Origin of the sequence: Paenibacillus darwinianus (assembly GCF_000598065.1) — a bacterium.
In the GTDB taxonomy this organism is placed as follows: Bacteria; Bacillota; Bacilli; order Paenibacillales; family Paenibacillaceae; genus Paenibacillus_I; species Paenibacillus_I darwinianus.
Window position 1 is genome coordinate 57,384 of record NZ_KK082127.1, and the last position, 25,486, is coordinate 82,869.

Annotated in this window: 23 protein-coding genes and 1 pseudogene; 3 read left to right on the forward strand and 21 right to left on the reverse strand. The window is 57.2% G+C overall.

Annotation, left to right across the window (positions count from 1 at the left end; genetic code table 11):
* Together BG52_RS15090 and BG52_RS01485 are read right to left on the reverse strand one after the other, a co-directional pair.
* Window positions 1–822, reverse strand: an 822-nt coding sequence (locus BG52_RS15090) for a ribonuclease H-like domain-containing protein (RefSeq protein ID WP_036579612.1), incomplete at its 3' end; no start/stop codon positions are given.
* The gene (locus BG52_RS01485) at window positions 819–3,104 is read right to left on the reverse strand and encodes a DEAD/DEAH box helicase (protein ID WP_036579614.1); all 2,286 of its coding nucleotides are present in this window, start codon (window positions 3,102–3,104) and stop codon (window positions 819–821) included. The genes BG52_RS01485 and BG52_RS15090, both read right to left, overlap by 4 nt.
* 180 nt (window positions 3,105–3,284) lie before the next feature.
* On the opposite strand from BG52_RS01485, the gene tlp reads away from it, so the two are divergent.
* Entirely contained in the window at window positions 3,285–3,530 is a 246-nt protein-coding gene (tlp, locus tag BG52_RS01490) for a small acid-soluble spore protein Tlp (RefSeq protein ID WP_397309213.1), read from the forward strand.
* A 133-nt stretch (window positions 3,531–3,663) separates the two neighbouring features.
* On the opposite strand, the gene rnz is transcribed toward tlp, so the two are convergent.
* Together rnz and metH are read right to left on the reverse strand one after the other, a co-directional pair.
* Window positions 3,664–4,593: a ribonuclease Z gene (gene rnz / locus BG52_RS01495; protein ID WP_036579616.1), complete on the reverse strand. Its 930-nt coding sequence runs from the start codon at window positions 4,591–4,593 to the stop codon at window positions 3,664–3,666.
* Window positions 4,594–4,707: 114 nt separating this feature from the next.
* Window positions 4,708–8,145, reverse strand: coding sequence for a methionine synthase (gene metH / locus BG52_RS01500; RefSeq protein ID WP_036666707.1), 3,438 nt, complete (start codon window positions 8,143–8,145; stop codon window positions 4,708–4,710).
* Window positions 8,146–8,290: 145 nt separating this feature from the next.
* Here metH and BG52_RS01505 point away from each other — a divergent pair, with 145 nt between their 5' ends.
* Window positions 8,291–8,833: a 1,2-dihydroxy-3-keto-5-methylthiopentene dioxygenase gene (locus tag BG52_RS01505; protein WP_036579625.1), complete on the forward strand. Its 543-nt coding sequence runs from the start codon at window positions 8,291–8,293 to the stop codon at window positions 8,831–8,833.
* A 114-nt stretch (window positions 8,834–8,947) separates the two neighbouring features.
* On the opposite strand, the gene BG52_RS01510 is transcribed toward BG52_RS01505, so the two are convergent.
* The 5 genes from BG52_RS01510 to BG52_RS15840 form a co-directional block, all read right to left on the reverse strand.
* Window positions 8,948–9,733, reverse strand: coding sequence for an HAD family hydrolase (locus tag BG52_RS01510; protein ID WP_036579627.1), 786 nt, complete (start codon window positions 9,731–9,733; stop codon window positions 8,948–8,950).
* Window positions 9,734–9,750: 17 nt separating this feature from the next.
* Window positions 9,751–10,281 (reverse strand): hypothetical protein, encoded by a 531-nt coding sequence (locus tag BG52_RS01515; RefSeq protein WP_036579630.1) that lies wholly within the window; start codon window positions 10,279–10,281, stop codon window positions 9,751–9,753.
* Window positions 10,282–10,324: 43 nt separating this feature from the next.
* A complete protein-coding gene (locus tag BG52_RS01520) occupies window positions 10,325–11,311 on the reverse strand; it encodes an aldo/keto reductase (protein ID WP_036579633.1) in 987 nt (328 codons plus the stop codon).
* Between the two features lie 28 nt (window positions 11,312–11,339).
* The gene (locus BG52_RS01525) at window positions 11,340–11,528 is read right to left on the reverse strand and encodes a DUF896 domain-containing protein (protein ID WP_036579635.1); all 189 of its coding nucleotides are present in this window, start codon (window positions 11,526–11,528) and stop codon (window positions 11,340–11,342) included.
* A 208-nt stretch (window positions 11,529–11,736) separates the two neighbouring features.
* A complete protein-coding gene (locus BG52_RS15840; protein WP_036579639.1) occupies window positions 11,737–12,009 on the reverse strand; it encodes a LysM peptidoglycan-binding domain-containing protein in 273 nt (90 codons plus the stop codon).
* 329 nt (window positions 12,010–12,338) lie between these two features.
* Here BG52_RS15840 and lexA point away from each other — a divergent pair, with 329 nt between their 5' ends.
* Window positions 12,339–12,962 carry a transcriptional repressor LexA gene (gene lexA / locus BG52_RS01535; protein ID WP_036579728.1) on the forward strand — a complete coding sequence of 208 codons (624 nt, stop codon included), beginning with the start codon at window positions 12,339–12,341 and terminating at the stop codon, window positions 12,960–12,962.
* Window positions 12,963–13,251: 289 nt separating this feature from the next.
* Here the strand turns inward: lexA and glnA are convergent, their stop codons facing one another.
* From glnA to BG52_RS01595, 12 genes and pseudogenes are all read right to left on the reverse strand, one after another.
* Window positions 13,252–14,580 (reverse strand): type I glutamate--ammonia ligase, encoded by a 1,329-nt coding sequence (gene glnA / locus BG52_RS01540; RefSeq protein WP_036579642.1) that lies wholly within the window; start codon window positions 14,578–14,580, stop codon window positions 13,252–13,254.
* Between the two features lie 43 nt (window positions 14,581–14,623).
* A complete protein-coding gene (locus tag BG52_RS01545; RefSeq protein WP_036579644.1) occupies window positions 14,624–15,037 on the reverse strand; it encodes a MerR family transcriptional regulator in 414 nt (137 codons plus the stop codon).
* 61 nt (window positions 15,038–15,098) lie between these two features.
* The gene (locus BG52_RS01550; RefSeq protein WP_051587560.1) at window positions 15,099–16,385 is read right to left on the reverse strand and encodes a methionine gamma-lyase family protein; all 1,287 of its coding nucleotides are present in this window, start codon (window positions 16,383–16,385) and stop codon (window positions 15,099–15,101) included.
* A 66-nt stretch (window positions 16,386–16,451) separates the two neighbouring features.
* Window positions 16,452–17,744 carry a GTPase HflX gene (hflX, locus tag BG52_RS01555; RefSeq protein ID WP_036579646.1) on the reverse strand — a complete coding sequence of 431 codons (1,293 nt, stop codon included), beginning with the start codon at window positions 17,742–17,744 and terminating at the stop codon, window positions 16,452–16,454.
* A gap of 18 nt (window positions 17,745–17,762) precedes the next feature.
* Window positions 17,763–18,740 (reverse strand): AAA family ATPase, encoded by a 978-nt coding sequence (locus tag BG52_RS01560; RefSeq protein WP_036579650.1) that lies wholly within the window; start codon window positions 18,738–18,740, stop codon window positions 17,763–17,765.
* A 130-nt stretch (window positions 18,741–18,870) separates the two neighbouring features.
* Window positions 18,871–19,560 carry a SanA/YdcF family protein gene (locus BG52_RS01565; RefSeq protein ID WP_190287434.1) on the reverse strand — a complete coding sequence of 230 codons (690 nt, stop codon included), beginning with the start codon at window positions 19,558–19,560 and terminating at the stop codon, window positions 18,871–18,873.
* Complete coding sequence (locus BG52_RS01570) at window positions 19,557–20,114, reverse strand: ribonuclease FAU-1 family protein (protein WP_036579654.1); 558 nt, start codon at window positions 20,112–20,114, stop codon at window positions 19,557–19,559. Before BG52_RS01570 ends, BG52_RS01565 begins: the two co-directional genes overlap by 4 nt.
* 230 nt (window positions 20,115–20,344) lie before the next feature.
* Window positions 20,345–22,930, reverse strand: coding sequence for a PBP1A family penicillin-binding protein (locus BG52_RS01575; RefSeq protein ID WP_051587561.1), 2,586 nt, complete (start codon window positions 22,928–22,930; stop codon window positions 20,345–20,347).
* A 173-nt stretch (window positions 22,931–23,103) separates the two neighbouring features.
* On the reverse strand, window positions 23,104–23,346 hold the full coding sequence (gene hfq, locus BG52_RS01580) for an RNA chaperone Hfq (protein ID WP_036579657.1): 243 nt from the start codon (window positions 23,344–23,346) through the stop codon (window positions 23,104–23,106).
* Window positions 23,343–24,383, reverse strand: coding sequence for a tRNA (adenosine(37)-N6)-dimethylallyltransferase MiaA (gene miaA / locus BG52_RS01585; RefSeq protein WP_223298889.1), 1,041 nt, complete (start codon window positions 24,381–24,383; stop codon window positions 23,343–23,345). Before miaA ends, hfq begins: the two co-directional genes overlap by 4 nt.
* Complete coding sequence (locus BG52_RS01590) at window positions 24,380–25,156, reverse strand: class I SAM-dependent methyltransferase (protein WP_036666690.1); 777 nt, start codon at window positions 25,154–25,156, stop codon at window positions 24,380–24,382. The genes miaA and BG52_RS01590 overlap by 4 nt, the downstream gene beginning before the upstream one ends.
* A pseudogene (locus tag BG52_RS01595) lies at window positions 25,153–25,486 on the reverse strand (DNA mismatch repair endonuclease MutL); the annotation flags it as partial. The pseudogene BG52_RS01595 and the gene BG52_RS01590, both read right to left, overlap by 4 nt.

Below are 25,486 nucleotides of genomic sequence, written 5' to 3' on the forward strand. Positions count from 1 at the left end.
GTCCGCCAGAAACTGAAAATAGATAGCCGGCGCGAGCGAGCCGGGTACATCATCCTTGCGGCTGATGCCAAGCCGCTCCTCTTCGACCTGACTTAGACGGCACGAAGCGAGGGTATTCCGCCATAGGCTGCGCGAAGGATGCAGAAAATCGAGATGCAGCGGATTCGCGGTCCTTCGCCCCATGCCGTTCATGATATACCGCCCCGCGAGCAGCGGCCAGTCGAACGTGCGGCCATTATAGGTGATCAGATAAGGTCTTTCCTCCAGCTTCCGCTGCACATGGTGGAGCATCGCCCGCTCCTCCGCCGGGTGGCGGATCAGCGCCTGCTCGACGATGAACCGATCCCCTTCCGCATAGCCGAGGCCGGTCATGAACGGCACATTGCCGGTTCCGCTGCCGAGGCCGGTCGTTTCCAGATCGAGAAACAGCATGCTATCCGGACTCGGGCCGTCAGTCTGCGCCGGGTGAAATGCGGCCAGCGCCGGCGCGGCCTCCGCCAGTTCTGCCAACCGATGTTCTCCATGGCGGTGGTCCAGTTCGTATTCGATGCGGCGCAGCAGAAAATCGCCCCATTCGTTGCTTTGTGTGCGCACGTTCATGCCTCGCCAGCCGGACGCAAGCTGTTCGCCTGCAGAGCCGTCCGGCGAGGCGTCTGTTGTGGCGTCCATTAAGGCGTCCGCGGAGCCACCCGGCAAGGCGTCCGCCGCCGGCTGCTCCTCCGTTGCCCGCAATGCTTCCCGCACAGCATCATCGGCCGATTGTTCCGGCCCGGCCGACGGACGCCCGCGCAGCAGATTCATCCGTTCGCGAATGCCGCTCATCGCGCCCTTCCGGTTTCCTCGAGTAGTTGCAGCGCCTGCGTCTTGCCGAGCAAGCCGACTTCCTCGATCGGACCGACGCATGCCGGGCAGCCGCTCAGGCATCTGCAGGAGCGGATCAGCTCCCCGGCACGTCGCAGAAGCTCGTCATGCACTTCGTACAACCGTTCGCTCAGGCCGATCCCGCCGGGGTACCGGTCGTAGAAATAAATCGTTGGCCGCTTCGTGTGCACCGCCTTCACCTGCGGATAGACCCGGATGTCGAACGGGTCGCACATCAGGTAGATCGGGGCGATATGAACAAGCACGTTGGCGATGCCAAGCAGCGCATGCTGCATGTCGTTTGCGCTCCGCCGCGCGGCCGCCTCCTCGCTGAAGGAGAACCAATAGGCGCTCGTATGCAGCTCCTCCTCAGGCAGGTGGATCGGACCGGAGCCGATATTCTCGTGCGTGCGCAGGCGGATTTTTTTGAAAATAGTCGCCTTGGCGTTGACCGTAACCTCGCCGTACTGCCGCACGATTTCGCCCTGAAGCCGCTCCTTGTCCACATGCAGTACCTTTAGCTCCACCGCTTGATTGGCGTCGGTGAAATAATCGACGTCGACCTCGCGGACGAATGCCTTTTTCTCGGGGTAATCGAGCTTCTCGACCTGATACTGCACGCCTTCATGGATGTAGATGGCCTCTTCATGAATGAGGGTCGGCGCGCTGAAGCGGTCCACCTCCCCGAGCACGCGGGCGCCTTCGGTCAGGTCGATGATGACGAAGTTCTCCTGCGCGGCGGAACGGAGCGAGATGCCATGAGCCGGGAACGATTGCTCCATCCAGTACCACCGGTCCTTCACATGATGCAGCACCCGCTCCTCGGCCAGAAACTCCAGCATGTCGCGGATCGGCTCCCCGCCGAACGTTTCATGCTCCTCGAACGGCAGCTCGTACGCTGCGCATTTGATATGATCGATCAGGATCAGCAGGTTGTCCGGATGAATGAGCGCTCTCTCCGGCGGACGGGTAAAGAAAAAGTCCGGATTCTGAATGATGTACTGGTCGAGCGGATTGCTGCTGGCGACCATGAACGTCACCGAGCTGCCTTGGCGTCTGCCCGCGCGCCCCGACTGCTGCCAGGTGCTCGCGACCGTGCCGGGATAACCGTTCAGGACACAGGCCTGCAACTGGCCAATATCGATGCCCAGCTCAAGCGCGTTCGTGCTGACAACGCCCCGGATTTCTCCATTGCGCAGCCCCCGCTCGATTTCACGCCTGAGCTTCGGCAGGTAACCGCCCCGATAACCGCGGATCGATTGGGTGCCGAGTTCGCGCTTCACGAGATCCTGAAGATAAGTAAGAAGCAGTTCCACACGTACCCGGCTGCGCGCGAACACGATCGTCTGCACCCCCTGCTTCAGCAGCATGGATGCGAGCCGCTGCGTTTCCAGCACACTGCTGCGTCGGATGCCGAGCTGCTGGTTCACGACAGGAGGGTTGTAGAAAACGAAATGCTTCTCACCCATCGGCGCGCCGTTGTCGTCGATGACGGCAACGGGCTCCCCGATCAGCCGCTCCGCATGCTCTCCCGGGTTGTCAATGGTGGCCGAAGCGCATATAAACAGCGGATTCGAGCCATAAAACCGGCATATCCGCTTCAGCCGCCGGATAACGTTCGCCACATGGCTGCCGAACACGCCGCGATAGGCGTGCAGCTCGTCGAGCACGATATATTTGACGTTCTCGAACAGCTTGACCCATTTCGTATGATGCGGCAGTATAGCCGAATGCAGCATGTCAGGGTTGGTCACGACGATATGACCCGCGTTTCGGATCGCCTGCCGAACCGTCGGCGGCGTATCCCCGTCGTACGTATGCGTTTTGATATCGGCGCCCATCAGATTGGCGAGCTGCTGCAGCTCGGCCACCTGGTCCTGGGCCAGCGCCTTGGTCGGAAACATATACAAAGCCCGGCCGCTGTCGTTCTCGAGCAGCGATTGCAGGACGGGCAGGTTATAACACATGGTTTTGCCGGAGGCGGTCGGCGTTACGGCGACGATATGACGACCTTCCCGCACGTTCCGGTAGGCGTCCCGCTGATGTGTAAACAGCCGTTCGATTCCTCGGGAGCGAAGCGCTTCGATCAGGTCCGGATGCAGATCGGCCGGCATCGGCGCGGTGCGCGCTTCCCTTGACGGAATCGTGTGCCAGTGCGTTACATTAGCCATCACCTCCGGCTGTTTCCGCAGCAGCTCCAGCCACTCCTCCAGGCTTGACGTTTTTCCCGTCCATCGGTTCATGTCCGTTCTCTCTCCCCGTTGTAAGTGTCCGATTGCCATCGTTATATTCCATTGTACAGAATGCATGTTCGCCCCGCAATCCTATTTAACAATGCTGTATAACGCATGGCAACTCGCCGCATCCTATCAACCGGGGCGAACCGCATCAAATGGCCCGCTCTCTGCATACGACCATTCCCAATGAAAGGCGTGATCATCGTGGCCAAACCGGACGACCGCTCGGATAATGTCGAGCATTTGCAGGAAGCGGTGCAGAACACGGTTGAAAATCTCAATGAGGCGGAGGATTACTTGTCCGAGCATGCCGACGAGATCGGTTCTGCCGAACAGAGCCGGATTGAGAAAAAAAATGAGAACCGCCGCGAGAGCATTCGCGGCTTCCGTTCCGAAATCAAGGACGAGGCCGACTACAACAACCGGTCTTAACCCCCGATTTTCACCGAAAAGCGAACGCGGGCAACCCCCACAGCGCGGCGTGCGAAATGGCTGCAGGGGTTGCTTTTTTTGCGCGAACGAATAGGGCAATGGCATCGAGCCTCGAGCCGTTATTTGAAACGGCCTATTTCGTCTTTGGAATATGTACCTCAAGCAGGTCATACGCCGCAAACGCGGCCGGAAAAACAGCTTTAGCTTCCTCGGCAAGAAGCTGTAGACGCTCATCACGGTAGCGGGTGCTAAAATGTGTGAGCAGCAGACGCTTGGCTCCGGCCTTCCGAGCCGTTTCCGCCGCCTGAACCGTGGTGCAGTGGCCGTATTCCAGCGCTTTGCTCTCCAGTCCGGCCTCAAATGTCGCTTCATGCACCAACACGTCCGCGTGCTTTGCCAGCATGACCGCATTGTCGCACGGCGACGTATCGCTGAGTATCGTAATGACCCTCCCGGCCGAGGGGGGCCCCACTACATCCGCCGAGCGGATGATCCGCCCGTCCGGAAGCGTCACGTCCTCGCCCGATTTCAGCCGGCCTGCCAGCGGTCCGCTCGGCACTCCGTAAGCCTCAAGCTTCGACACATCCAGCTTGCCGAACGATGCTTTTTCTTCGATCCGATACCCGTAACAAACCGTGCGATGAACCAGCTCAGCCGCGCTGATCCGGACGTGCCCGTCTTCGTAAACCGTGCCTTCCCGTTCAATCTCGACCAGATGGAGCTCGTATTCCAGCCTCGTCTCGGTTATTTCTAGAGTCATTTCGATCCATTTGCGAATGCCGGGAGGCCCGTACACCCAGACCGGCGAAGTACCGCCTGCGAATGCCCGGCTGCTGAGCAATCCCGGCAGCCCGAACGTGTGATCGCCATGAAGATGCGTAATGAATATCCGCTCCAGCTTGCTGAGCTTGACCGGCGTACGCATGATCTGCTGCTGCGTTCCTTCCCCGCAATCAAAAAGCCAATAGGCCCCGCATGCCGGCGGCAGACGCAGCGCGGTAGACGACACATTGCGCCCGGGCAGCGGCCTTCCTGCACTCGTTCCCAAGAACGTAAGTTCCACAGCTTCCACCTCCGATTTGTAGCATCCGCCTTTTCCCTACGGATTAAACTGCGGGGCGAAGGAGATGAAAAACCCCGTTTCCTTCCGGAAACGGAGTTGACGAATCGCTTGTCTTCAAGCTTTGTCCACGTTAAAATAATTGGCCTCCGGGTGTGCGAACACCATCGCGGAAACAGATGCTTCCGGCTCCATCATGAAGCCGTCCGTCAGATGAACCCCGATATCCTCCGGTTTCATCAGCTCGAACAACGGCTCCTGATCCTCCAGATTCGGACATGCCGGATAGCCGAACGATACGCGGATGCCCTGGTACCTGGCCCCGAGCCGCTGCTTCATCGTCATGTCGTGCGGATCCGGGAAGCCCCAAACGTCGCGCATCATATGATGAACCCGTTCCGCCAAGCCTTCCGCGACCTCAAGCGCCACCGCCTGAAACGCATGGGAGCGCAAGTAATCGCCGCGGTCCTTCATTTCGTTCGCACGATCGCGAACGCCTTGACCGGCCGTAACGACCAGGAATCCGACATAATCCATGATGCCGCTCTTCACCGGCTTCAAATAATCGGCAAGACACAGATACGGCTCGACCTGCTGGCGCGGGAAGGAGAATCGTTTGATCTCCTTAGACTGATCGTTCGGATCGTAGATCACAATATCGTTGCCGTCCCCTTGCGCCGGGAAGAAGCGGTACATCGCATGCGCATGCAGCGTGCCCTGTGCGGCGGCCTCGTGCAGAAGGCCGTCGACCGTTTCCTTCAGCTGCACCGTCTTTGCATCGCCGGCGGCGAGCAGCTCTTCGACCTTGCCGCGCACGCCGAGATGATGCCCCAGCAGCATCTGCATATTGACATAGGGCAGGACATGTCCGAGTGGTATGTCGCGCAGTACGTGACGCTCCGTATCCGGCGGGATATACACCGGCGCTTCGGTCGAAATATTCGAGCGAATCGCCCGCGTAAGCACAGGAAGCGGCTTCGCCTCCTCTTCCTCAAAGCCGGCGGCCTTCAGCACCTGGAGCTCTTCGAGCATGCGTGCGCGATGGTTCGGGTCCATCAGCTTGTTCGCGATATCGAGACCGTCCATCGCATCCTTCGCGTAGAGTACAAGTCCATCGTACTCCGGACCGATCCGGGTTTTCGTGAATTTGCGGGTCAAAGCCGCGCCCCCCACGAGAATCGGGGCATCGATGCCTGCGGTGCGCAAATCCTGCGCCGTCACGACCATCTGCTGCGCCGATTTGACGAGCAGGCCGGACAAGCCGATCGCATCCGCCTTCTCCTTCCGGTACGCTTCGATCAGTTGCTCCGGCGGCACCTTGATGCCGAGATTTATGATTTTATAGCCGTTGTTTGACAGTATAATCTCAACGAGATTTTTGCCGATATCGTGCACATCGCCCTTAACGGTCGCCAGAATGATTTTCCCTTTGACCGACGATTCGGACTTCTCCATGAACTGCTCCAGATGGGCAACCGAAGCCTTCATGACCTCGGCGCTTTGCAGCACCTCGGCTACGATCAGCTCGTTGCCGTTGAACAACCGGCCTACCTCTTCCATGCCGGCCATCAAAGGCCCGTTAATGATTTCAAGCGGCGAATACTTCTTCCGAGCCTCGTCGAGATCCGGGATCAGCCCTTCCTTCGTGCCCTCGACAACGTAGGATGCAAGTCGTTCTTCAAGCGAAAGGTTCGATACCTTCTCCTTCTTGTCGACCTTCTTGTCGCGGAAGGCCGCAACGAATTCGGCAAGCGTCTCGTCATTCGTATTATAAATCAGACGCTCGGCCAGCTGCCGCTCATGGTCGGGTATCGAGGCGTAACGCTCAAGCTTCTCCGTATTTACGATGGCGTAGTCCAGACCGGCCTTCGTGCAATGGTACAGGTACACGGAGTTCAGCACCTCGCGGCCGGCATCGGGCAGACCGAACGAAATGTTGCTGAGTCCGAGAATCGTTTTGCACTCCGGATATTTCTCCTTGATCATCCGAATGCCTTCGATCGTTTCAACGGCGGAGCCGATGTATTGCGGATCGCCGGAGCCGACCGGAAACATGTTCGGGTCGAAAATGATGTCGTGCGGCTTCAACCCGTACTTGTTGACAAGCAGCTCGTACGACCGAGTCGCGACCTCCATTTTCGCCTCGCGGGAAACCGCCTGTCCGCGCTCGTCGATCAGAATGCAGACGACGGCCGCTCCGTACCGGTGAATGAGCGGAACGATGCTCTGGAGCTTCGTTTCGCCGTCCTCCAGATTGATCGAGTTGATGATTGCCTTGCCCTGCGAATATTTAAGGCCGAGCTCGATGATGTGATCGTAGGTGGAGTCGATCATCAACGGCACCTTAACCTTGTTGACGACAAGCTTGAGGAAGTTCTCCATCGCATACGCTTCGTCGATATCGGTATCCTGCAGGTTGATGTCGATCACATGCGCCCCGTTCTTCACCTGCGCGCGCGCGATCTCGGACGCTTCCTCGAACTTCTCTTCCTTGATCAGCCGCTTGAATTTCCGGGAGCCGGAAATGTTCGTCCGCTCGCCCACCATGACCGGTCTGTTCTCCGGCTCGATATATACCGTTTCGATGCCCGAAACGGCGGGCGGATGGCTGCCTTCCTGCGGGCGCGGCGCATATTGACGCAGCGTCTCGTCCAGCGCGCGAATGTGCGCGGGCGTCGTCCCGCAGCAGCCACCGGCGATATTGATCCAGCCCTGCTCGGCGAAGCCGGCGATTTTGCGGGCCAGTGATTCCGGCGATTCATGATATTGACCGTTCTCGTCCGGCAAGCCTGCGTTCGGATAACAGCTGACCGCCGCATGCGAAATTTGGGAAAGCGTCCGGATATGGTCGCGCATAAATTCCGGCCCCGTCGCGCAGTTCAAGCCGACCGATAGCGGATTCAGGTGTTCGAGCGAAATATAGAAAGACTCGATGTTCTGTCCGGCCAGCGTTGTGCCCATCGGCTCGATCGTGCCGGAAATCATAATGGGAAGCTGTACGCCCAGCTCGTCCATCGCCTTGCGGATGCCGATGCTTCCGGCTTTGACGTTCAGCGTATCCTGAGACGTCTCGAGAAGCAGCGTGTCCACGCCGCCTTCGACCAGTGCCAGCGCCTGCTCATAGTAGCTCTCGACCAGCTGCTCGAAAGTGACGCCGCCTGTGACGGACAACGTCTTGGTCGTCGGTCCCAATGCGCCCGCAACGTAGCGCGGCCGCTCGGGTGTCGAATACTTCTCGGCGGCCAGGCGGGCCAGCTTCGCCGCCGCGAGGTTGATTTCGCGCGCTTTCTCGGGAATGTCGTATTCGGCAAGAACGACGCTCGTAGCGCCGAATGTGTTCGTTTCGACGATATCGGCGCCGGCCTCATAATAAAGCTCATGTATTTTTTGTATAACGTCGGGGCGGGTCAGGACAAGCATTTCGTTACAGCCGTCCAGCTCCTCCCCGCCGAAGTCATCCTCGGTCAAATCCTCCTGCTGCAGCATTGTACCCATTGCGCCGTCCAGAATGAGGATGCGTTGTTTCATCAATTCTTGTAAGCTCGGTTTCGTCATCATCAGGCACCTTTCCGCAAAAATCGTTACCCATTAGTCTACCAGAATCGCACGGTCCTGAAAAGCGCATTCGGTCGACAGTCTGCGGTTTATGTTTTATAATGGAATCGACCGCTTTATACCATGTAGGAAAGAGGGATAAACGTTGGCTGAAATCCGCATCCGCAATACGGACGAACGCATTTCCGGCGAAGAAAACGTTCGCGCTTTTCTAAGCAAGCAAGAAGTTCTGTACGAGCATTGGGACGCTTCCAAGCTGCCGCAAGAGCTGCAAAATAAATTTGTGTTGTCCGACGACGAAAAAAATCAAATCCTCTCCACTTTCGATGTCGAGATTCGCGATCTTGCCGCTCGCCGCGGCTATCAGACGTGGGACATTGTCGCCCTCTCCGATGCGACGCCGAACCTTGAAGAACTGCTGAAAAAATTCGAATCCGTGCATACCCATACCGAGGACGAGGTCCGGGCCATCACAGCCGGTCGCGGCATTTTTATTATCAAGGGCTCGGACGACGTCGGTTACTTCGACGTTGAGCTCGAAGCGGGAGACGTCATCTCTGTGCCTGAGCATAAGCCCCACTTCTTCACACTGATGGAGAACCGCCAAATCGTGGCCGTACGCCTGTTCATCGAAACCGAAGGCTGGATCGCCCATCCTTTCGAGGACCCCGCTTTCCAGAAAGCGTGACGAAGTGACGAAGTAACGAAATGACGAAATAAAAGCGGCCGGTTTACCGGCTTAACGGAAAGCCCGTTCTTCGCGTCATGCGAAGAACGGGCTTTCCGTTTTATGCCTTGGCTTTTATTGCAAAATATCGAGCAGCTCGCTCAGATGCTTGATTTCATGCTTAGGCACGATTTCGTCCGTCCGCGTCGCGCCATGGCGATTGATCCATACCGAATCCATGCCGATCGTATTGGCGCCAAGAATATCGGTTGTCAGCTTGTCGCCGACCATGACGGCCTCCTCGGGCTCAATTTCCAGCATCGCCAGCGCATGGCGGAAAATGTTTGCCGCCGGCTTTCCCTCTCCGAATTCGCCCGAGATGACGATATGATCGAAATAGGGTGCCAGTTGCGGAACTCCGGACAGCTTCTCGCGCTGCAAGTCGGGCGAACCGTTGGTGAGCAGCAGCAGCTTATAGTGGCCGCGCAAACGGTCAAGCACCTCGAATGTCTCTTCGTAAGTGATCGGCCGTGACCGGCGTTCTGCCGGGAACCGATCCGCCAGCTCGGCGCCCAGCGCTTCATCCTCCACGCCGAGCGCGCGCAGGCCGCGAATCCATGCCTGGCGCCGATATTCCGGAGCCAGCGACTGCAGCTTACGGAACTCAGCCTGCTCGCCTTCGCGGAATTCGGCCCAAAGCCCTTCGAACGGGTTAATGCCGATCATTTTGGTGAAAGGAAACGTTTCGTACGATTCGTACAACGCTCTCGCCTCGCGCCTGACCGCCTCTTCCAGTTGCCCGACATCGACGCCAACGCGCTCCGACGCCAGCCGGCACGTCGCCTCAAACGATTCCTTTACGCTTCTTTCATCCCAAAGCAGGGTGTCGTCCAAATCAAATAAAACCGCCTTTTTCGCCATATGTATTCGCTCCCGTGCTATGTCGTTTCCTCTTGGAATGGTATCCCGTTATCCTTTGCGAATATCCGGAGCCGCTCAGCCATCTGGTCTGTCGGATAGCGGTTCATCATCCGGGAAAACACCCAGTTCGCGCCTTTCGCCTGTTCCACAACCACATAACCCGGCCGCACGCTGATTGACTTAATGTTAGGAGCTAACATCAGCTTGTCGCCGGTCATTCGCCGCGTTCCCAGGCAGTCCTTCGAGACGCTCAGATACGGACGTCTGAAAAAAAACAGGACGGCAAGCAGCAAATAAGCTGCGATCGTCACCCAAAACATGGCCGAGTCGGCCGCTCTGGGGGCATTCGGATCACCAGTCGGGATCGTGACCATATAAATGTAAAACACCGTGAACAAAACCAGCAGCGCCGGCAATAAATAATTACGGCCGACATATCGGTCAGTCCTGGCGGCGGTTGCAGACAAGCTCGGCTTCCCTTCTTTTTTGCGTTGCTTGTTGATAACATCGGTATTGCGTCTCACCTTGCGCTCCCATGAGCGGGACATCGTCGTTCCTCCTTGTTATGTCTGTCCATCAGCAATCGCTTATTTAGATAGGCCTGCGGAATTTATCGATGAAACGGGTCGGATATTCGGGCGGTAATGCGCTGATCTCGTCAAGCTTGCTCCAAATGTCTCCCGGCATCGTCCAGCCCGCAGCCCCGATATCGTCTTCAAATTGCTCAAGCGTACTGGCGCCGAATATCGGTGACGTAATGCCTGGCCGCTGGATAAGCCAGCGAAGCGCAACCTGCGCCGGCGTTTTGCCAAGCTCGCAGGCCGCCTTGCGCACCTCGTCGAGGATGGCAAAGTTTTTCTCGGTCGAACGATTCGCCCACGAGCTTTCTCCCGTTTTGGCGGCCAACCGGCCGGACTGGGGCTCTTCGCGGCCGTAACGCCCGGTAAGGAATCCGCTGCCGAGCGGTGCCCATGGAATGATGCCAACCTGCTCGCTCAGGCATAGCTCCATCATTTCCCGATCCATTTCCCTGCTGACCAGACTGTACTGCGGCTGGATCGAGATAAACCGCACAAACCGGTTGAAATCGCTGTAAGCGAGCGATTTCATCAACTGCCAGGCCAAATAGTTCGAGCAACCTATGTAACGAACTTTGCCCGATGATACGAGATCGTCAAGCGTGCGCAGCGTTTCTTCGATCGGCGTTGCGTGGTCCCAGACATGCATTTGGTACAAATCGATGTAGTCGGTTTGCAGACGCCGCAGGCTAGCCTCCACGCCGTCCATAATATGCTTGCGGGAGACGCCGGCACCGTTCGGATGATTCGCTGTCGCAAAGCGAACCTTGGTCGCCAATACGACCTCAGACCTGCGGCCCTTAATGGCTTTACCCACAATCTCCTCCGAGCGGCCGCTGACATACACATCAGCGGTATCAAGAAAATTGCCGCCGTCCTCCATAAACCGGTGTATCATCGACACCGAATCCTGTTCGCTCGTCGTATTGCCGAACGTCATCGTTCCCAGACAAAGCTCTGAAACGGCCAAGCCGCTTCTCCCCAACAAACGGTATTCCATGCATTCCCCTCCGTCTATGAAACAAACCTCAGTGCTTCGTTGTATCTTCCTCTTCATCGGCCCATTTGATGTTGTCCAGCTGATCCTTGAAATTTCTTCTGAACTGCGCAAGATATTTCTTTCTCAACTCGTCCCTCTCGGTTAACTCCTCGTCGGTCAACCCGACCGAGTTCTGCTTGCGCGACAGCTCATTGATTCTGTCCAGCAATTTACCCATATGAATTCCTCCTTCGAGTCTCCCCAGCCGGTTGGCGTTGTTGCCCTCCCCCTACTTTGACATTATCGATAAGTGCTTGTCAAGGATGGCGCCCGCCGCTCCTGAAACCTCCAGACAACGTAAAAGACCGCGGCGCGAACGAACATTCCGCTGCCTGCGGCCTACATTCAATATTTAACCAAGTCCATAACCGCTTCCGGTCCAATGCTCACTTCGCAGGTACGATGAGTGACTGTCCAGCCTGCAAAGCACTGCCCGAAAGACCGTTACGCTTTTTAATCATGTACACGGTCTTTCGAACGTCATCGCCCTCCGGCTGCACGCTACGCGCGATCTCCCATAACGTATCCCCCGAGGACACGATAATCGTTCTTTCGCCCTTCGCGGCAGCCTCGGCCTTCGTGCCTGAGGCTCCCGACTGCACAATGGCAAACCCTGTGAACAATATAAGAAAAAACAATCCCGCCGCTATCAAACGCACCGCTAAGCTTCTTCTGCCAGCCTGTAGATCGCACTTGCCGCCGGTAAGCCCGCTGGCGGGCTTACCGTTACAGGTATGTATTGATACGTATGAAAGACATCCAACTTTATAAGACATTTCGCAGCTCCCCAAACGTTTGTTCTCTTCCTCTTGCATTTAATATAACAGGAACGTTTGTTTGCGTCAATGCTTTTTGGAACATTTGTTCGCTTGTTTTGAAAAACCATCTTACGCTGATTTGCGAACGAGTGTTTTTAAGAACTTATGTTTGTACGAACTCGGGTTCTGTGCTATAATTCGTCACAACAATGATCGATGGAGTGATGATGGTGTCCAAAATTTCCAACCGCCAGCAGGCGATCCTGGAGTTCATAAAGAATGAAGTCCGCGAGAAAGGGTATCCGCCTTCCGTCAGGGAAATCGGGGAAGCGGTCGGTCTCGCTTCCAGTTCCACCGTCCACGGCCATTTGGACCGGTTGGAGAAGAAAGGGCTTATCCGCCGGGACCCGACTAAGCCGCGCGCGATCGAAATACTGGATCAGGACGGAGAAAGCGACATCCATTTTCCACTCGCCGTATCCAAGATCCCCGTCGTCGGCAAAGTTACGGCCGGCGTTCCGATCACCGCAACCGAGAACATAGAAGAGTATTTTCCCCTTCCCGCCCATTTTGTCGGCGACAATCAGGTTTTCATGCTCAATGTAATCGGCGAGAGCATGATCGAAGCTGGTATCCATAATGGTGACTACGTCATCGTGCGCCAGCAGCAGACGGCCATGAACGGCGAGATCGTCGTCGCGATGACGGAAGAAGACGAAGCAACGGTCAAGACCTTCTACAAGGAAAAGGACCATATCCGCCTCCAACCCGAGAATCCGACGATGGAGCCGATACGATTGAAGCATGTCACCATACTCGGAAAAGTCATCGGCTTGTTCAGAAACATCCACTAATTCCGTCTCATATGAAGCGCAAAAGCCACCCGTTCGGGTGGCTTTTTGTCAGTTAAACCCATTGCCGTGCGCAAGCAGCAGCGATTAAAGTAAGCGTCCTGCCTCCCCTACGCACGCCGTTGAGCTGCGGCGCGGGCATTTACAGCTGGCCTTCACACTCCACCTAAGATGCGGCGCAACACTCGCCTCTGACAGCACCACACTATAAAGGGTAATAAAAAAGCCGTCTTTTTCTGCTCCTGCGAGCAGAAAAAGAACGGCTTTCGCATGCCGATCTACATCAAGCTGATTAATACAGCGTCAGATATTGATCGCGTTCCCACTGATGCACTTGAGTCCGGTACATATCCCACTCAATTTCCTTAAGCTCGTAGAAATGTGCCAGGGCGTGGTCGCCGAGCGCTTCGCAGACGACTTCGTCGCGCAACAGCTCCTCCAGCGATTCCTTCAGGCTGGACGGCAAAATTGGAATCCCCTCGTCCACACGCTCTTCTTCGGTCATGACGTAAATGTTGCGGTCGGTTGGCGCAGGCAGCGGAAGCTTGTTCTTGATGCCGTCCAGTCCGGCTTTCAGCATGACTGCCAGTGCCAGATAAGGGTTGGCCGACGGGTCGGGATTACGCACCTCGATACGCGTGCTGAGTCCGCGCGAAGCCGGAATACGGATCATCGGACTGCGGTTGCTTGCAGACCAAGCGACGTATACCGGCGCTTCATAACCCGGTACGAGACGCTTGTACGAATTAACCGTTGGGTTCGTAATGGCCGCGAAACCGCGCGCATGACGCAGCACGCCTGCCATGTACTGACGCGCCGTCTGGCTGAGCCCAAGCTTGTCCCTCTCATCGTAGAACGCGTTCTCTTTGCCGCGGAACAACGATTGATGTGCGTGCATGCCAGAGCCGTTTACGCCGAAGAGCGGCTTCGGCATGAACGTTGCATGCAAACCATGCTGGCGCGCGATCGTTTTCACGACGAGCTTGAACGTTTGGATTTGGTCGGCAGCCTTGATGGCGTCCGCATATTTGAAGTCGATCTCGTGCTGGCCAGGAGCCACCTCATGGTGCGAGGCCTCGATTTCAAAGCCCATTTCCTCAAGCGTCAATACAATTTCACGGCGGCAGTTCTCGCCAAGGTCCGTCGGAGCAAGGTCGAAATAACCGCCCTGGTCGTTCAGCTCCATCGTCGGATTGCCTTTCTCGTCGGTCTTGAACAGGAAAAACTCCGGCTCCGGTCCGACGTTCATCGCCGTGAAGCCCAACTCCTCCGCTTCCTTCAGGCAGCGCTTCAGAATGCCGCGCGGATCTCCTGCGAACGGCGTGCCGTCCGGCATGTATACGTCGCATATCAAACGAGCCACACGATCCTCGGTCACCCAAGGGAACACGACCCATGTATCCAAATCGGGATATAGATACATATCGGACTCCTCGATCCGCACGTACCCTTCGATAGAAGATCCGTCAAACATCATTTTGTTGTCTAATGCCTTTTCAAGCTGGCTGAGCGGAATTTCCACGTTCTTGATCGTTCCGAGCAAATCGGTGAATTGCAGACGGATGAACCGGACGTTCTCTTCCTTGGCAATCCGCAAAATGTCTTCTCTCGTCAAACTCACGGGATCCTCTCCTTCTACGTGCTTTATTCGTATTCGTTACTCATCAAGGTTTATTACTATAGAAACGGGACAACTGGCCTTGAATCATAGAGGCTCTGCCCGGTCTCTTCTCCAGCAGCTGCTGCTTAAGAAGGCGGTGCAATTGCATGTCGGAGAGCTCGCGGCGTTTGCTTTCGGTCTGTTCGGTAATAACCGTCGCTTCCTCCGATTCCTTTGACACGGGATTCATCACCTGCTTAATCCCCGCAATGTTGACGCCTTTCTCGATCAACGATTTGATTTCGAGCAGACGCTCGACGTCGTTGAAGGAAAACAACCGCTGATTGCCGGCCGTCCGCGCGGGCACGATCAGCTCGTGCTGTTCGTAATACCGGATTTGCCTTGCGGTTAAATCCGTCAGTTTCATGACAATCCCGATCGGGAACAGCGCCATATTCCTGCGTATTTCATCCCCCATGCCGCATCAACCTTCCAATTGTTGTGATATGGGTTTATTGTAGCTTTCTAACCGAAACATGTCAAGGTATGTTAGGTTTGATCACAATTATTCCCTTTTCAGCCATTCGGCTCAAGACGGTCAACACCCCGTATTTAACGTGTGAATAGGTTAATCCGCCCTGCATGTAGGCGATGTATGGCTCGCGGAGCGGCGCATCGGCGGAGAGCTCGAGGCTGCCTCCCTGAATGAATGTGCCGGCCGCCATGATGACCGGATGCTCGTAGCCCGGCATGTCCCACGGCTCCGGAACGACATGCGCATCGACCGCCGCCGCCTGCTGAATGCCTTGAACGAAAGCAATCAGATGCTCGGCGGAGCCGAAACGAACGGCCTGAATCAAATCCGTCCTCGGCTTGTCCCATTTCGGCTGCGATTCGAAGCCGAGCGCTTCGAACATGGCGGCCGCCAGTACGCTGCCCTTCAATGCTTGTCCAACCATATGAGGTGCCAGGAAAAGTCCTTGATACATGCCGCGCAGCGTACCGAGCGTCGCCCCGACCTCTCCGCCGATGCCCGGCGCTGTAAGCCGGAATGACGCCTTCTCCACCAAATCCGCCCGGCCGCAAATATAGCCGCCGGTGGCTGCCAGGCCGCCGCCCGGGTTCTTGATCAAGGAGCCGGCCATCAGATCGACGCCCGTTTCGGTCGGCTCCGATTCCTCCGTAAATTCGCCGTAGCAATTGTCGACGAACACGATAACATCGGGCTTGATCGACTTGACGCGGCGCACCATCTCGCCGATTTCGCGAACGGTGTAGGAGGCCCGCCAATCGTATCCTCTGGACCGCTGGATGCCGATGACCCGGGTGCTGACGTTTATGGCTGACTTCACACCCGCCCAATCCACGCCTCCATCCTCCGACAGCGGCACCTCGCGGTACCCGACGCCCCAATCGCGCAACGACCCACCGCCGTCTCCCGGCTTGCCGATCACCTTGTGCAGCGTATCGTAAGGCTTGCCCGTTATGTACAGCAGTTCATCCCCCGGGCGCAAAACGCCGAACAACGCGCAGCCGATCGTATGTGTGCCGGACACGAAATGAGGCCGCACCAACGCCGCTTCCGCGCCGAAAACGTCCGCATAAACGAGGTCGAGCACCTCGCGTCCGCGATCGTTATAGCCGTAGCCGGTCGACCCTGCAAAATGATAGTCGCTCACTCGGTGGCGCCGAAATGCCTGGATCACCTTCCAATGATTTCTTTCCGCCATCCGGTCCATCTCCCGGAACCGTCCCTGAAGCCGTTCCTCAGTCGATTCGGCCAGCCGCAGGCAAGCCTGCCAATGTTTGTTGTCAGCCTGTTGCATTCATTCTCTCCCCCGTTGTCCTACCCGCCGACGTGCCTCCAGCCCCCGTCAATCCTCCGCCGGACATCACAGCCGGATGTATGGCTGCAGCTTGTGACCGTTCAGCTCGTATTCCTGTTTGTTCAAGCGGACGGTAAGACTCACCAGCCCGTCATCATCCCCAACGTCCTGTCCGAGCACCTCGCCGCTGCGGTAAGCCAGCGCGATCAGATCGCCCCGGTCTGCCGGAATGCCGAACGTCAGTGTATCTCCCGTCAGCCTCTGCTGCACGGCTTCCCGAATTTGCTGTAAATCCGGCTCCGAGTAAGCACTGACGAACAGCGCGTCTTTCCCTCCGGCAAGCAGATGGCTGCTCTCCTCCGTGCACAGATCCTTCTTGTTGAACACGGTCAGCTGCTGTTTGTCGCCCGCGCCGAGCTGCGTCAGAATGTCTGCCACGACGGCCATTTGTTCCGACCGCATCGGCGACGAGCTGTCGACGACGTGCAGAATGAGGTCGGCCTCGTTCACTTCCTCGAGCGTGGCGCGGAATGCGGCCACGAGATCATGCGGAAGGTTCTGGATAAACCCGACCGTGTCGGTCAACACGATTTCCTTGCCGTTTGGAAGCTGCCAATTGCGCGAGGTCGGATCCAGCGTCGCAAACAGCTGATTCTCCACATAGACATCCGCTTCGGTCAGCTCGCGCAGCAGCGTCGATTTCCCCGCGTTCGTGTAGCCGACGAGCGCCACCTGGATAACGCCGGATTTTTTTCGCCTTTCGCGGTGAAGCTTCCGATGGCGGACCACTTCATCCAGCTGCCGCTTCAGCTCGGCAATGCGATTGCGGATATGCCGCCGGTCCGTCTCCAGCTTCGATTCGCCGGGGCCCCGCGTCCCGATCCCGCCGCCGAGCCGCGACAGATTTTTGCCATGACCGGAAAGCCGGGGGAGCAAATAGCTGAGCTGCGCCAATTCGACCTGTATGATGCCCTCCCGCGTTTTGGCACGGCCGGCGAAGATGTCCAGGATCAGCTGGGTCCGGTCGATAATTTTCAGATCAAGCGCTTCCTCCAGGTTGCGCACCTGGGCGCCCGACAGCTCCTGATCGAAAATCGCCGTCGTCGCCCCCAGCTCCGAAGCCGCGGCGCGCAGCTCCTCCACCTTGCCTTTGCCGATAAACCATTTGGAATCCGGCGTTTCCCTGTTTTGCGTTATCGTCGTCAACACCCGAACGCCGGCCGTTTCCGCCAGGCTCACAAGCTCGGCCAGCGAATGCTCCGGATCGGCGGACCCGCGCTTCACATCATCGGTCACCAGGCTGACGAGAACGGCTCTGTCCTGCACATCGTTATTCGTATCGTAAGTAGACGTCGCCATCTTTTGCAGCTCCTTTGATTACGTATCCCATTTCAAGTCCTCGGGCCGCAAAGCCATCAGCTCATGCTTGCCGGGCGAACCATTCGCGTATTGATTGAGCAGCCTTACCGCGTGGTGGCGGATCGCCTTCTCAATCGAATTCCGCACATAGCGGGCATTGCTGAATGCGAAGAAGGATTCGTTTTTCTCGGACGTCAAATGCTGCCTGAGCTTGAACAGCGCCTGCGGGAGCAACGTGTAATCGCGCTCCTTGACCATCAGCTCGGCGATGAGGATCAGTTCATCGACCGTATAATCGGGGAAATCGATCTGGATCGGAAACCGGGACGGCAGCCCCGGGTTCGTCATCAGAAAGTTCTCGATCTCCTCCGGGTACCCGGCCAGAATCAGCACAAATTGATTTTTGAAATCCTCCATTGCCTTGACCAGCGTATCGATCGCTTCCTTGCCAAAGTCCTTCTCCCCGCCGCGCGCGAGACTGTAGGCCTCATCGACGAATAATACCCCACCGATCGCCTTTTTAACCAAATCACGCGTCTTCTGGGCAGTATGCCCAATATATTCGCCGACCAGATCGGCCCGTTCCACCTCGATCAGGTGACCTTTATGCAGAACGCCCATCCGCTGAAAAAGCTTAGCTACGATGCGCGCGATCGTCGTTTTGCCCGTGCCGGGATTTCCCCTGAAAACCATATGATAAACATGGGCGCCTCCGGCCAGTCCCGCTTCCGCCCTTAGCCGAGAGACCTGCAGCAATGCGTATATTTCATACATGAGCGACTTGACGTTGTCCAGACCTACCATCGCGTCGAGCTCTTTCTGTATGTCCGTAAACGGATGGCCCTCGCCGGGCCTGGCCTTGGCTGCGTTATCCGCTTCCGGGGCGGGCGCTTGCGCCGCCTGCATGTGGGATTCATTCCCGCGCAAAATTACGCTGATCTGTCGGGAAGGCCTCGTTGGGGCCGTATCGTTCGTCAAGGCCGCACGTCCGTTCATGCGGGCATCACCTACCCTTACGAGAGTCGATTCGATACGGACAAGCGCTCTGCTTCCGCATCCGCCGCTTTATCCAATGTATGCGCGAGAGGTCCGCCATAGTCGCAGATTGGTCCTTCCCCGTGCGGACTTACAAACCCATGTTATCCGGCAGCCGTCTCCCGAAACGGAGCAGCACGCTGTCAAGCTTCCATTTGGTAAACGCCATCACCTCGCGCCGCAACTGCTGCCCGGCCGGCCGCGCGATCGATTCCGCCATCGAGAAGGCGGGCCGTTCATAATTCAGATAACGGGCAATGTCGGCTGCTCGCGCTGAGTGAAACTCATGCGTGATGATGACGACGGACTTGATTCCTACCCGTTTCATGATCGCTTTGCTGTTCAGCAGATTGTCGTAGGTGCTCTGCGCCTTGGGATCGAGCAGCATCCGGTTTTGGGGCACCCCACGGGCCAGCAAGTAATTGCGCATACCTTCTGCTTCCGGAATGGTCGAGCCGTTGTAGTCGTAACCGCCGGTTAGAATAAAGACATCAAATTTGCCTTCCTTGTACAGCGCCAATGCTTGATCCAGACGTTCCTTTAAAACCCGGCTCGGTTCATTACGCCACAATGCCGCTCCGAGCACGATTCCGGCATCGTATTTCTCCTCAAGCGGCTCCGGTTGAAAAGTATCGATGGTCCACAGCAAGTATCCGATCCAGCCTGCGCCTAGCAAGCCCAGAACGACTGCGGACCGAAACGCAAAAGCAAACGGCCGGAAGCGTTTCTTCTTCCGCCGTTTGGCTTTGCCCTGAGCCTTAGAATGAATTCCCGTTCTCACGAAGGCTCCTTTCCGCTCACCCTCTCGGCAAGCGTCTTTCTGTGCTTCAAGCTGAGCGTAAAATAGCGGAATCGACCGTTGCGAATCAACGACAGCAGACGCCCGGCCGTCTTGCGGGCCATCTCGGCATCTTTGGCGCTGACGTCGCCCGAGCGCAGCGCGTCCTCTAGCTCGTCTTCGTCGAGCAGAAATACTTCGCCGGATGGCAGCACGACGATATCGAGATAGAGGTCGTCAAACCACGGCACCTTCTGATCGGTCAAGCCCTGCGTTTTGCAAATATCGATATACCACTGCACAACCTTGCCCTTGTCATCGAACATGGTCGTCACGACGAAATGCTCACCCTTCGGATAATGCTGCATCCACAGGAAGCCCCGGTCAGCCAGACACAGCTTGCGGCCGTCATATTCCTTCCAAAGCGGTTCGCGAAGCTCATGAATCCGGTAAAAGGTCACCAGACCCCGGAAATCGTCTCCGTCCATGGACAAGCAGGTGTAGCTTTTCCGAAGGATGCGACGCCAATTGGCACGATCCGAAAATTTTCGTTTCATAAGCTACGTACCTTTCCGTTGAAGTGGAAAGTGCCCGCTTGCTTGCCGGGCCTTTCGGCGAACCCGACTATCCAAACCTTCCATGAAAAAAGCTTACCACAACTTGCGGGTCATCTCCAGTTAACGGAAAAAATAAACCGAGCCGTCCACCGAAAAGAAACGGGGGCGCAGGCCCCCGTTGCAACCGGTACTTGATGCGGCCCGCGCGGGCATAGCGGGTTGGCTTGTGATTAAGGTAGAAACGCCGCTGGGTCATTACGAACCGTCGGCGCAGCGGCGCCCGTTCCGGGATCCGTTGGCGTTCCGCCGGCGGCGGGGTCGGCCGGCGGGGTGCCCGCACCGTCGGCCGGCGGCGTCGTACCGTCACCGGAAGGCGGCGCTGCGCCATTATTGCCGGTACCGCCATCCGGCGGCACAATGTCGATGCCCCCATCAGGGGGCACGATGCCTGCGCCTCCGCCCTCCGGCGGCACATTCGCTCCGCCCTCCGGCACCTTGGCGCCGTTGCCCGGCATAAGTTCGCCCGGCTGGTCCGGTGGAACGGGCTCTGCAAGCGGCTCCGGAATTGTAATCGATTGACGGCTCGAGGTGTCGCCCTCGGCGCCCGTTTGTTCGTAATAAGCAGCTACATAATATTCGTATGTCAAATTCGGCTGCACGGCGCGGTCGAGCGCCGATGAATCCGAAGTCTGACTGATCAGCGCAAACTCGGATTCCGACGTTTCCTTACGGTATAGATTATAAGCCAGTCCCTCGCCCGATAGGCGGTTCCAGCTAAGCTGAACGCCCTGTTCGGCTTCGTTCCAGACAACCGAGAACCCTCCGACGGTCGGCGGTTTCTCAATCGTCTTGACCCCTTTCGGTCTTGTAAACTTGCCGCTCGGCACACCTTCAAGCGCCTGCGACATCACCTTGCTGAACAAAGAGGCAGCCATGCCGCTGCTTTTCTTCAGCACATGCTCGCGATCCGTCTTGACGTAGCCCATCCAGACTGCCGCCGTCCATTCCGGCGTGTACCCGGCAAACCAGACGTCACGATTGCCGCTGGAATTGAACCCCTCGATGCCATGCTGGGTCGTGCCGGTCTTGCCTGCTACCTCGCGTCCGCCGATCGCCGCCCGGGTACCTGTTCCGCCTTTCTGTACGACGGTTCGCATCAGCTCGGTCAAATACCAGGCCGTTTCAGGCTTCATGAGCTGCTTCACTCGCGGCTTCTCATATTGGTACCTCATGCTGCCGTCCTTGCTCTCGATCCGGACGATGGAATGCGGATCGACCGATTTGCCGCCGTTCGCGATCACGCTGTATGCCGTCGCCATTTGCATCGGAGTAACGCCTTTATAAAGGCCGCCCAGTGCGATGGCGAGGTTGCGATCCTCCTTCGTCAATTGAAATCCAAGCGTCTTGGCAAAATCCAGTCCGCGTTGGATGCCGATTTCATTCAATAGCCACACGGCCGAGGCGTTGCGGGATTCCTTAAGGGACTGCTCCATGCTAATCGCTCCGATATGCTTGATGCGGTTCGAATCGGTCGGACAGTAATTACCGTAGCACTTCTTATCATCCCGCAAGATCGACCAGGGGAACCAATCGCCCGTCTCAAGGGCAGGCCCATACACCGTGATCGGCTTGAAGGCGGAGCCGGGCTGTCTTGGCTCCAGCACACGGTTGGTGCCCTTTTTCTCATATTCCCGCCCGCCCCCGATCGCCTCGATCTCGCCGGTCCGGTGATCCATAATAATCATCGCGCCCTGAACGATCTGTTCGTCGACGCTCTTCTCGAAGTTATCCGGGTTCGCGAATTCCTTCTCGACCACTTGCTGCGCTTTCACATTCAGCGTCGTGTAGATGTTGTAGCCGCCAAGGCGCAGCTCCTCCTCGGTCAGCCCGGTAACGCGCTCCGCCTCGTTTACGACGAAATCGACGTACGCCGGATAGGCTTGCGTCAATGTTCCATTCCTCGTGGTTTCAGGCGGCTCGTATTGCTCGGCCTCCGCTTTCGCTTCTTCGGCCTGGGCCGACGTAATAAGCCCCTGATCAAGCATCAGGTCCAGAACGACACCCATCCGCTCCCGCGAGCGCTCCGGATTGCCGATCGGATTATAGCCGTTGGGCGCCTTCGGCATACCGGCCAGCGTCGCCATCTCCCACAGCTTCAGCTGGTTGAGATCTTTTTTGCCAAAATACAGCTCGGACGCCGCCTGCACGCCGTACGCCCCTTTGCCAAAATAAATCCGGTTAAGATATAGCTCCAATATTTCGTCTTTCGTCTTTTTGTTTTCGAGCGCCACGGCGATCGACGCTTCCGACGCTTTGCGGAAAAACGTCTTGTCACGGGTCAGGAACATGTTTTTGGCCAACTGCTGCGTGATCGTACTCCCGCCCTCAACGGCGCTACGCGCCACGACATCCTTGACGACCGCTCTGCCGATCGCCCAGAAATCTACGCCGGAGTGCTCCCGAAACCGCCTGTCCTCCGTGGCGATAAACGCGTCCTGGAGCAGCTTCGGTATTTTCGAAAGGTCTGCATATTCGCGATTTTCCGACGCATACAGCTTGGACACCTCAATCCCGTTTGCATCGTAGATGGCTGAGGTTTCCGCGAAGTCGAAGGCGCCTTGATTGGCCGCGAGAATGCGTTCCCCGTTCAGCATGATCAACAGGTAGCCAATAATGCCGCAGATGATCGCCGTCGCCACAGTGAAGAACAGGATGGCACCGATCTTTTTTCCCGGTTTCTTCTGCTTCCCTTTATTTACGCGTTTTGACGCGTTATTTGCGTTGCCGCTTGTTTGTCCAGCACGTTTCTCCGTCACGGCAGACTCCCCTTCCGGTTTCTTTTTCGCTATCCTCTATTTATACCCGGATTGTAATAAAAAGAACAACCCGCGCCGGCGGCCACCCGTCAAATCGCGGGAGACGGCACATGCAAGACGGGTTGCTCTGGCACACCGGTATGCTTTTAAACGTATTAATTCGGTAAAAGGTTTCAATTATCGCCGTTAGGCTCCTGCTGCATTAGCGACACATTGCGCTGCGGGGTAAAGGTCGAAATGGCGTGTTTGTACACCATTTGCTGGCGGCCTTCGCTGTCAATGACGATCGTGAAGTTGTCGAATGCTTTGATTACGCCGCGGATCTGAAACCCGTTGGTCAAGTAGACCGTAACCGGAATGCTGTCCTTGCGCAGTTGGTTGAGAAACGTATCCTGAATATTGATCGATTTGTTCATTGGCCGTTACCCCCATCGAAAAAAGATTGATTACAAGTATATTCAAGCTGATTCCCAAACTTTCCTGCTAGTATATCATGAATTGCCTGAACGTTGCCCGAAAAATTTCCCTCGTCCGTGACGTCTACCCATGATATGTCGTGCATATGCCGGAACCACGAAAGCTGCCGCTTCGCAAAATGCCGGGTGTCCCGTTTAAGCAGGTAAACCGCTTCTCCAAGCGTCCGTTCGCCCAGAATGTACGGGACGATTTCCTTGTACCCAAGCCCCCGCATCGAGACGGCGCTCTCGGGCACGCCCCGTTCAAGCAGCCGGCGGACCTCGTCCACAAGCCCTTCCTCCAGCATCAGATCGACGCGCCGTTCCACCCGATCATACAGCTTTTGACGGTCCATCGTCAAACCGACAAGGCAGAGCTCATAGGGAGACGTCTTTGTCTGGCCCGCCAATTGCTCGGACATCGTTCCACCGGTCAAGTGCGCGATTTCCAGCGCGCGTATGACGCGCCGCAGATCGTTGGGGTGCAGCCGCCCAGCGGACGCCGGGTCAACCAACTTCAGCCTGTCGTGCAGCGCCTCCGTGCCGTGCGACTCCGCAAAACGCTGCTGCTCGGCACGGAAGGCTTCATCGGAGCCGGTCTTGGCAAATTCATACTCGTAGCAAACGGACTCCACGTAAAGCCCCGTTCCGCCGACAATGAACGGCAGCCTGCCCCGTGCGGAAATCTCGGTGATCAGCGTCCTGCAGCGCTCCTGGAATTCGGCGGCCGAGAACGGATGGTCGGGCTCGCAGATATCGATCAGATGGTGCGGAATGCCTTCGCGCTCCGAGAGCGGAAGCTTCGCGGTTCCTACATCCATCCCTTTATAGACCTGCATGGAATCACCGGAAATGATCTCCGCGTTCCAGCGTTTCGCGATTTCAAGGCTGTACGCCGTCTTGCCGACGGCAGTCGGGCCGATTAGCGCAAGCAAGCGCGGCTTGACGGTGCTCACACCCTGCCCGCTGCGGTCTTGTTCGTTTTCGTGAAAACTCAAATCCGAATCACTCCATATGTGATTTTCGACGTGTTCCTCGGCCGCGCCCGCTCGAAGCCGAGCCGGTCGAACTCGCCGCTGTCGCGGTGCTCCTTGAGCACGACGGTTTTGCGGGCAACCCGCCTGGCATGCTCGATTGCCTCTGCGGCTAGCGGCTCGTCATTGGCCAGCGTCCTTATCGGCTCCAATGCGCTTGATTCGCGCAGCGGGCGCCCGAACATCGGATCGAAATAAACGATATCCCTGCTTCGGTCGGGCATGGCAGCCAGCGCTTGCAAGTGATGGGCGCGCAAAGCCACGATTCGCCTGAGCGCCTCGTTCACGTCCGGAAGCCCGGTATCGTAGGTCTGCAACCCCTCCCTGACCACGGCGTGCAGCAACGCTTCGCTTTCCAGAGCGGCGACCGTTCCCCCGGCGCCTACCGCGTAGGAGAAAACGATCGCGTCGGCCGCGAGGCCCGCCGTGCAATCCAGCACACTGTCGCCCGGCTCGCAGCCGGCAATTTCAAGCATTGGATCGCGCTCACCGCGACGCAGCCTCTTGACCCGGACAAACGCCATGCTGGGGTGAAAATACAACGCCGGCTCGTCCCCGTCGTACAACCGAATCCCTTCCGGGCGGACGACCAGCAGCTTGTCATCCGACTGCTTGCGCCGGATCCCGGCCAACGTTTCGTTGCCCCGCCTCACGAAGCGGCCGTCCAACTCCCGGGCCAATGCGGCCGCCTTGGCGATTACCTCCTCCGCCGGCTTGCCGGCGGTCGTCACGATCATGACATCACCCGTTTGAACATTTTTTCCAATTGATAGGTGGAAATGTGAACGACGATCGGCCGGCCGTGCGGACACGTATAGGGTTGTCCACAAGCAGCCAGACGGTGCAGCAGTGCCTCCCCTTCCTCCCGCGTCATGCGGTCGTTCGCCTTGATCGACGCTTTGCAGGAGCACATAATTGCCGCCTTCTCGCGAAGCTTGACGATGTCGACCGCCTTTTTCTCGGAAAGAATCCAATCGGCCATCTCTTCGACGATCGCCTGCTCCTCGCCCTTCGGCAACCATTCCGGATGGGCGCGCACGAGAAAGGCATTGAGCCCGAACGGCTCG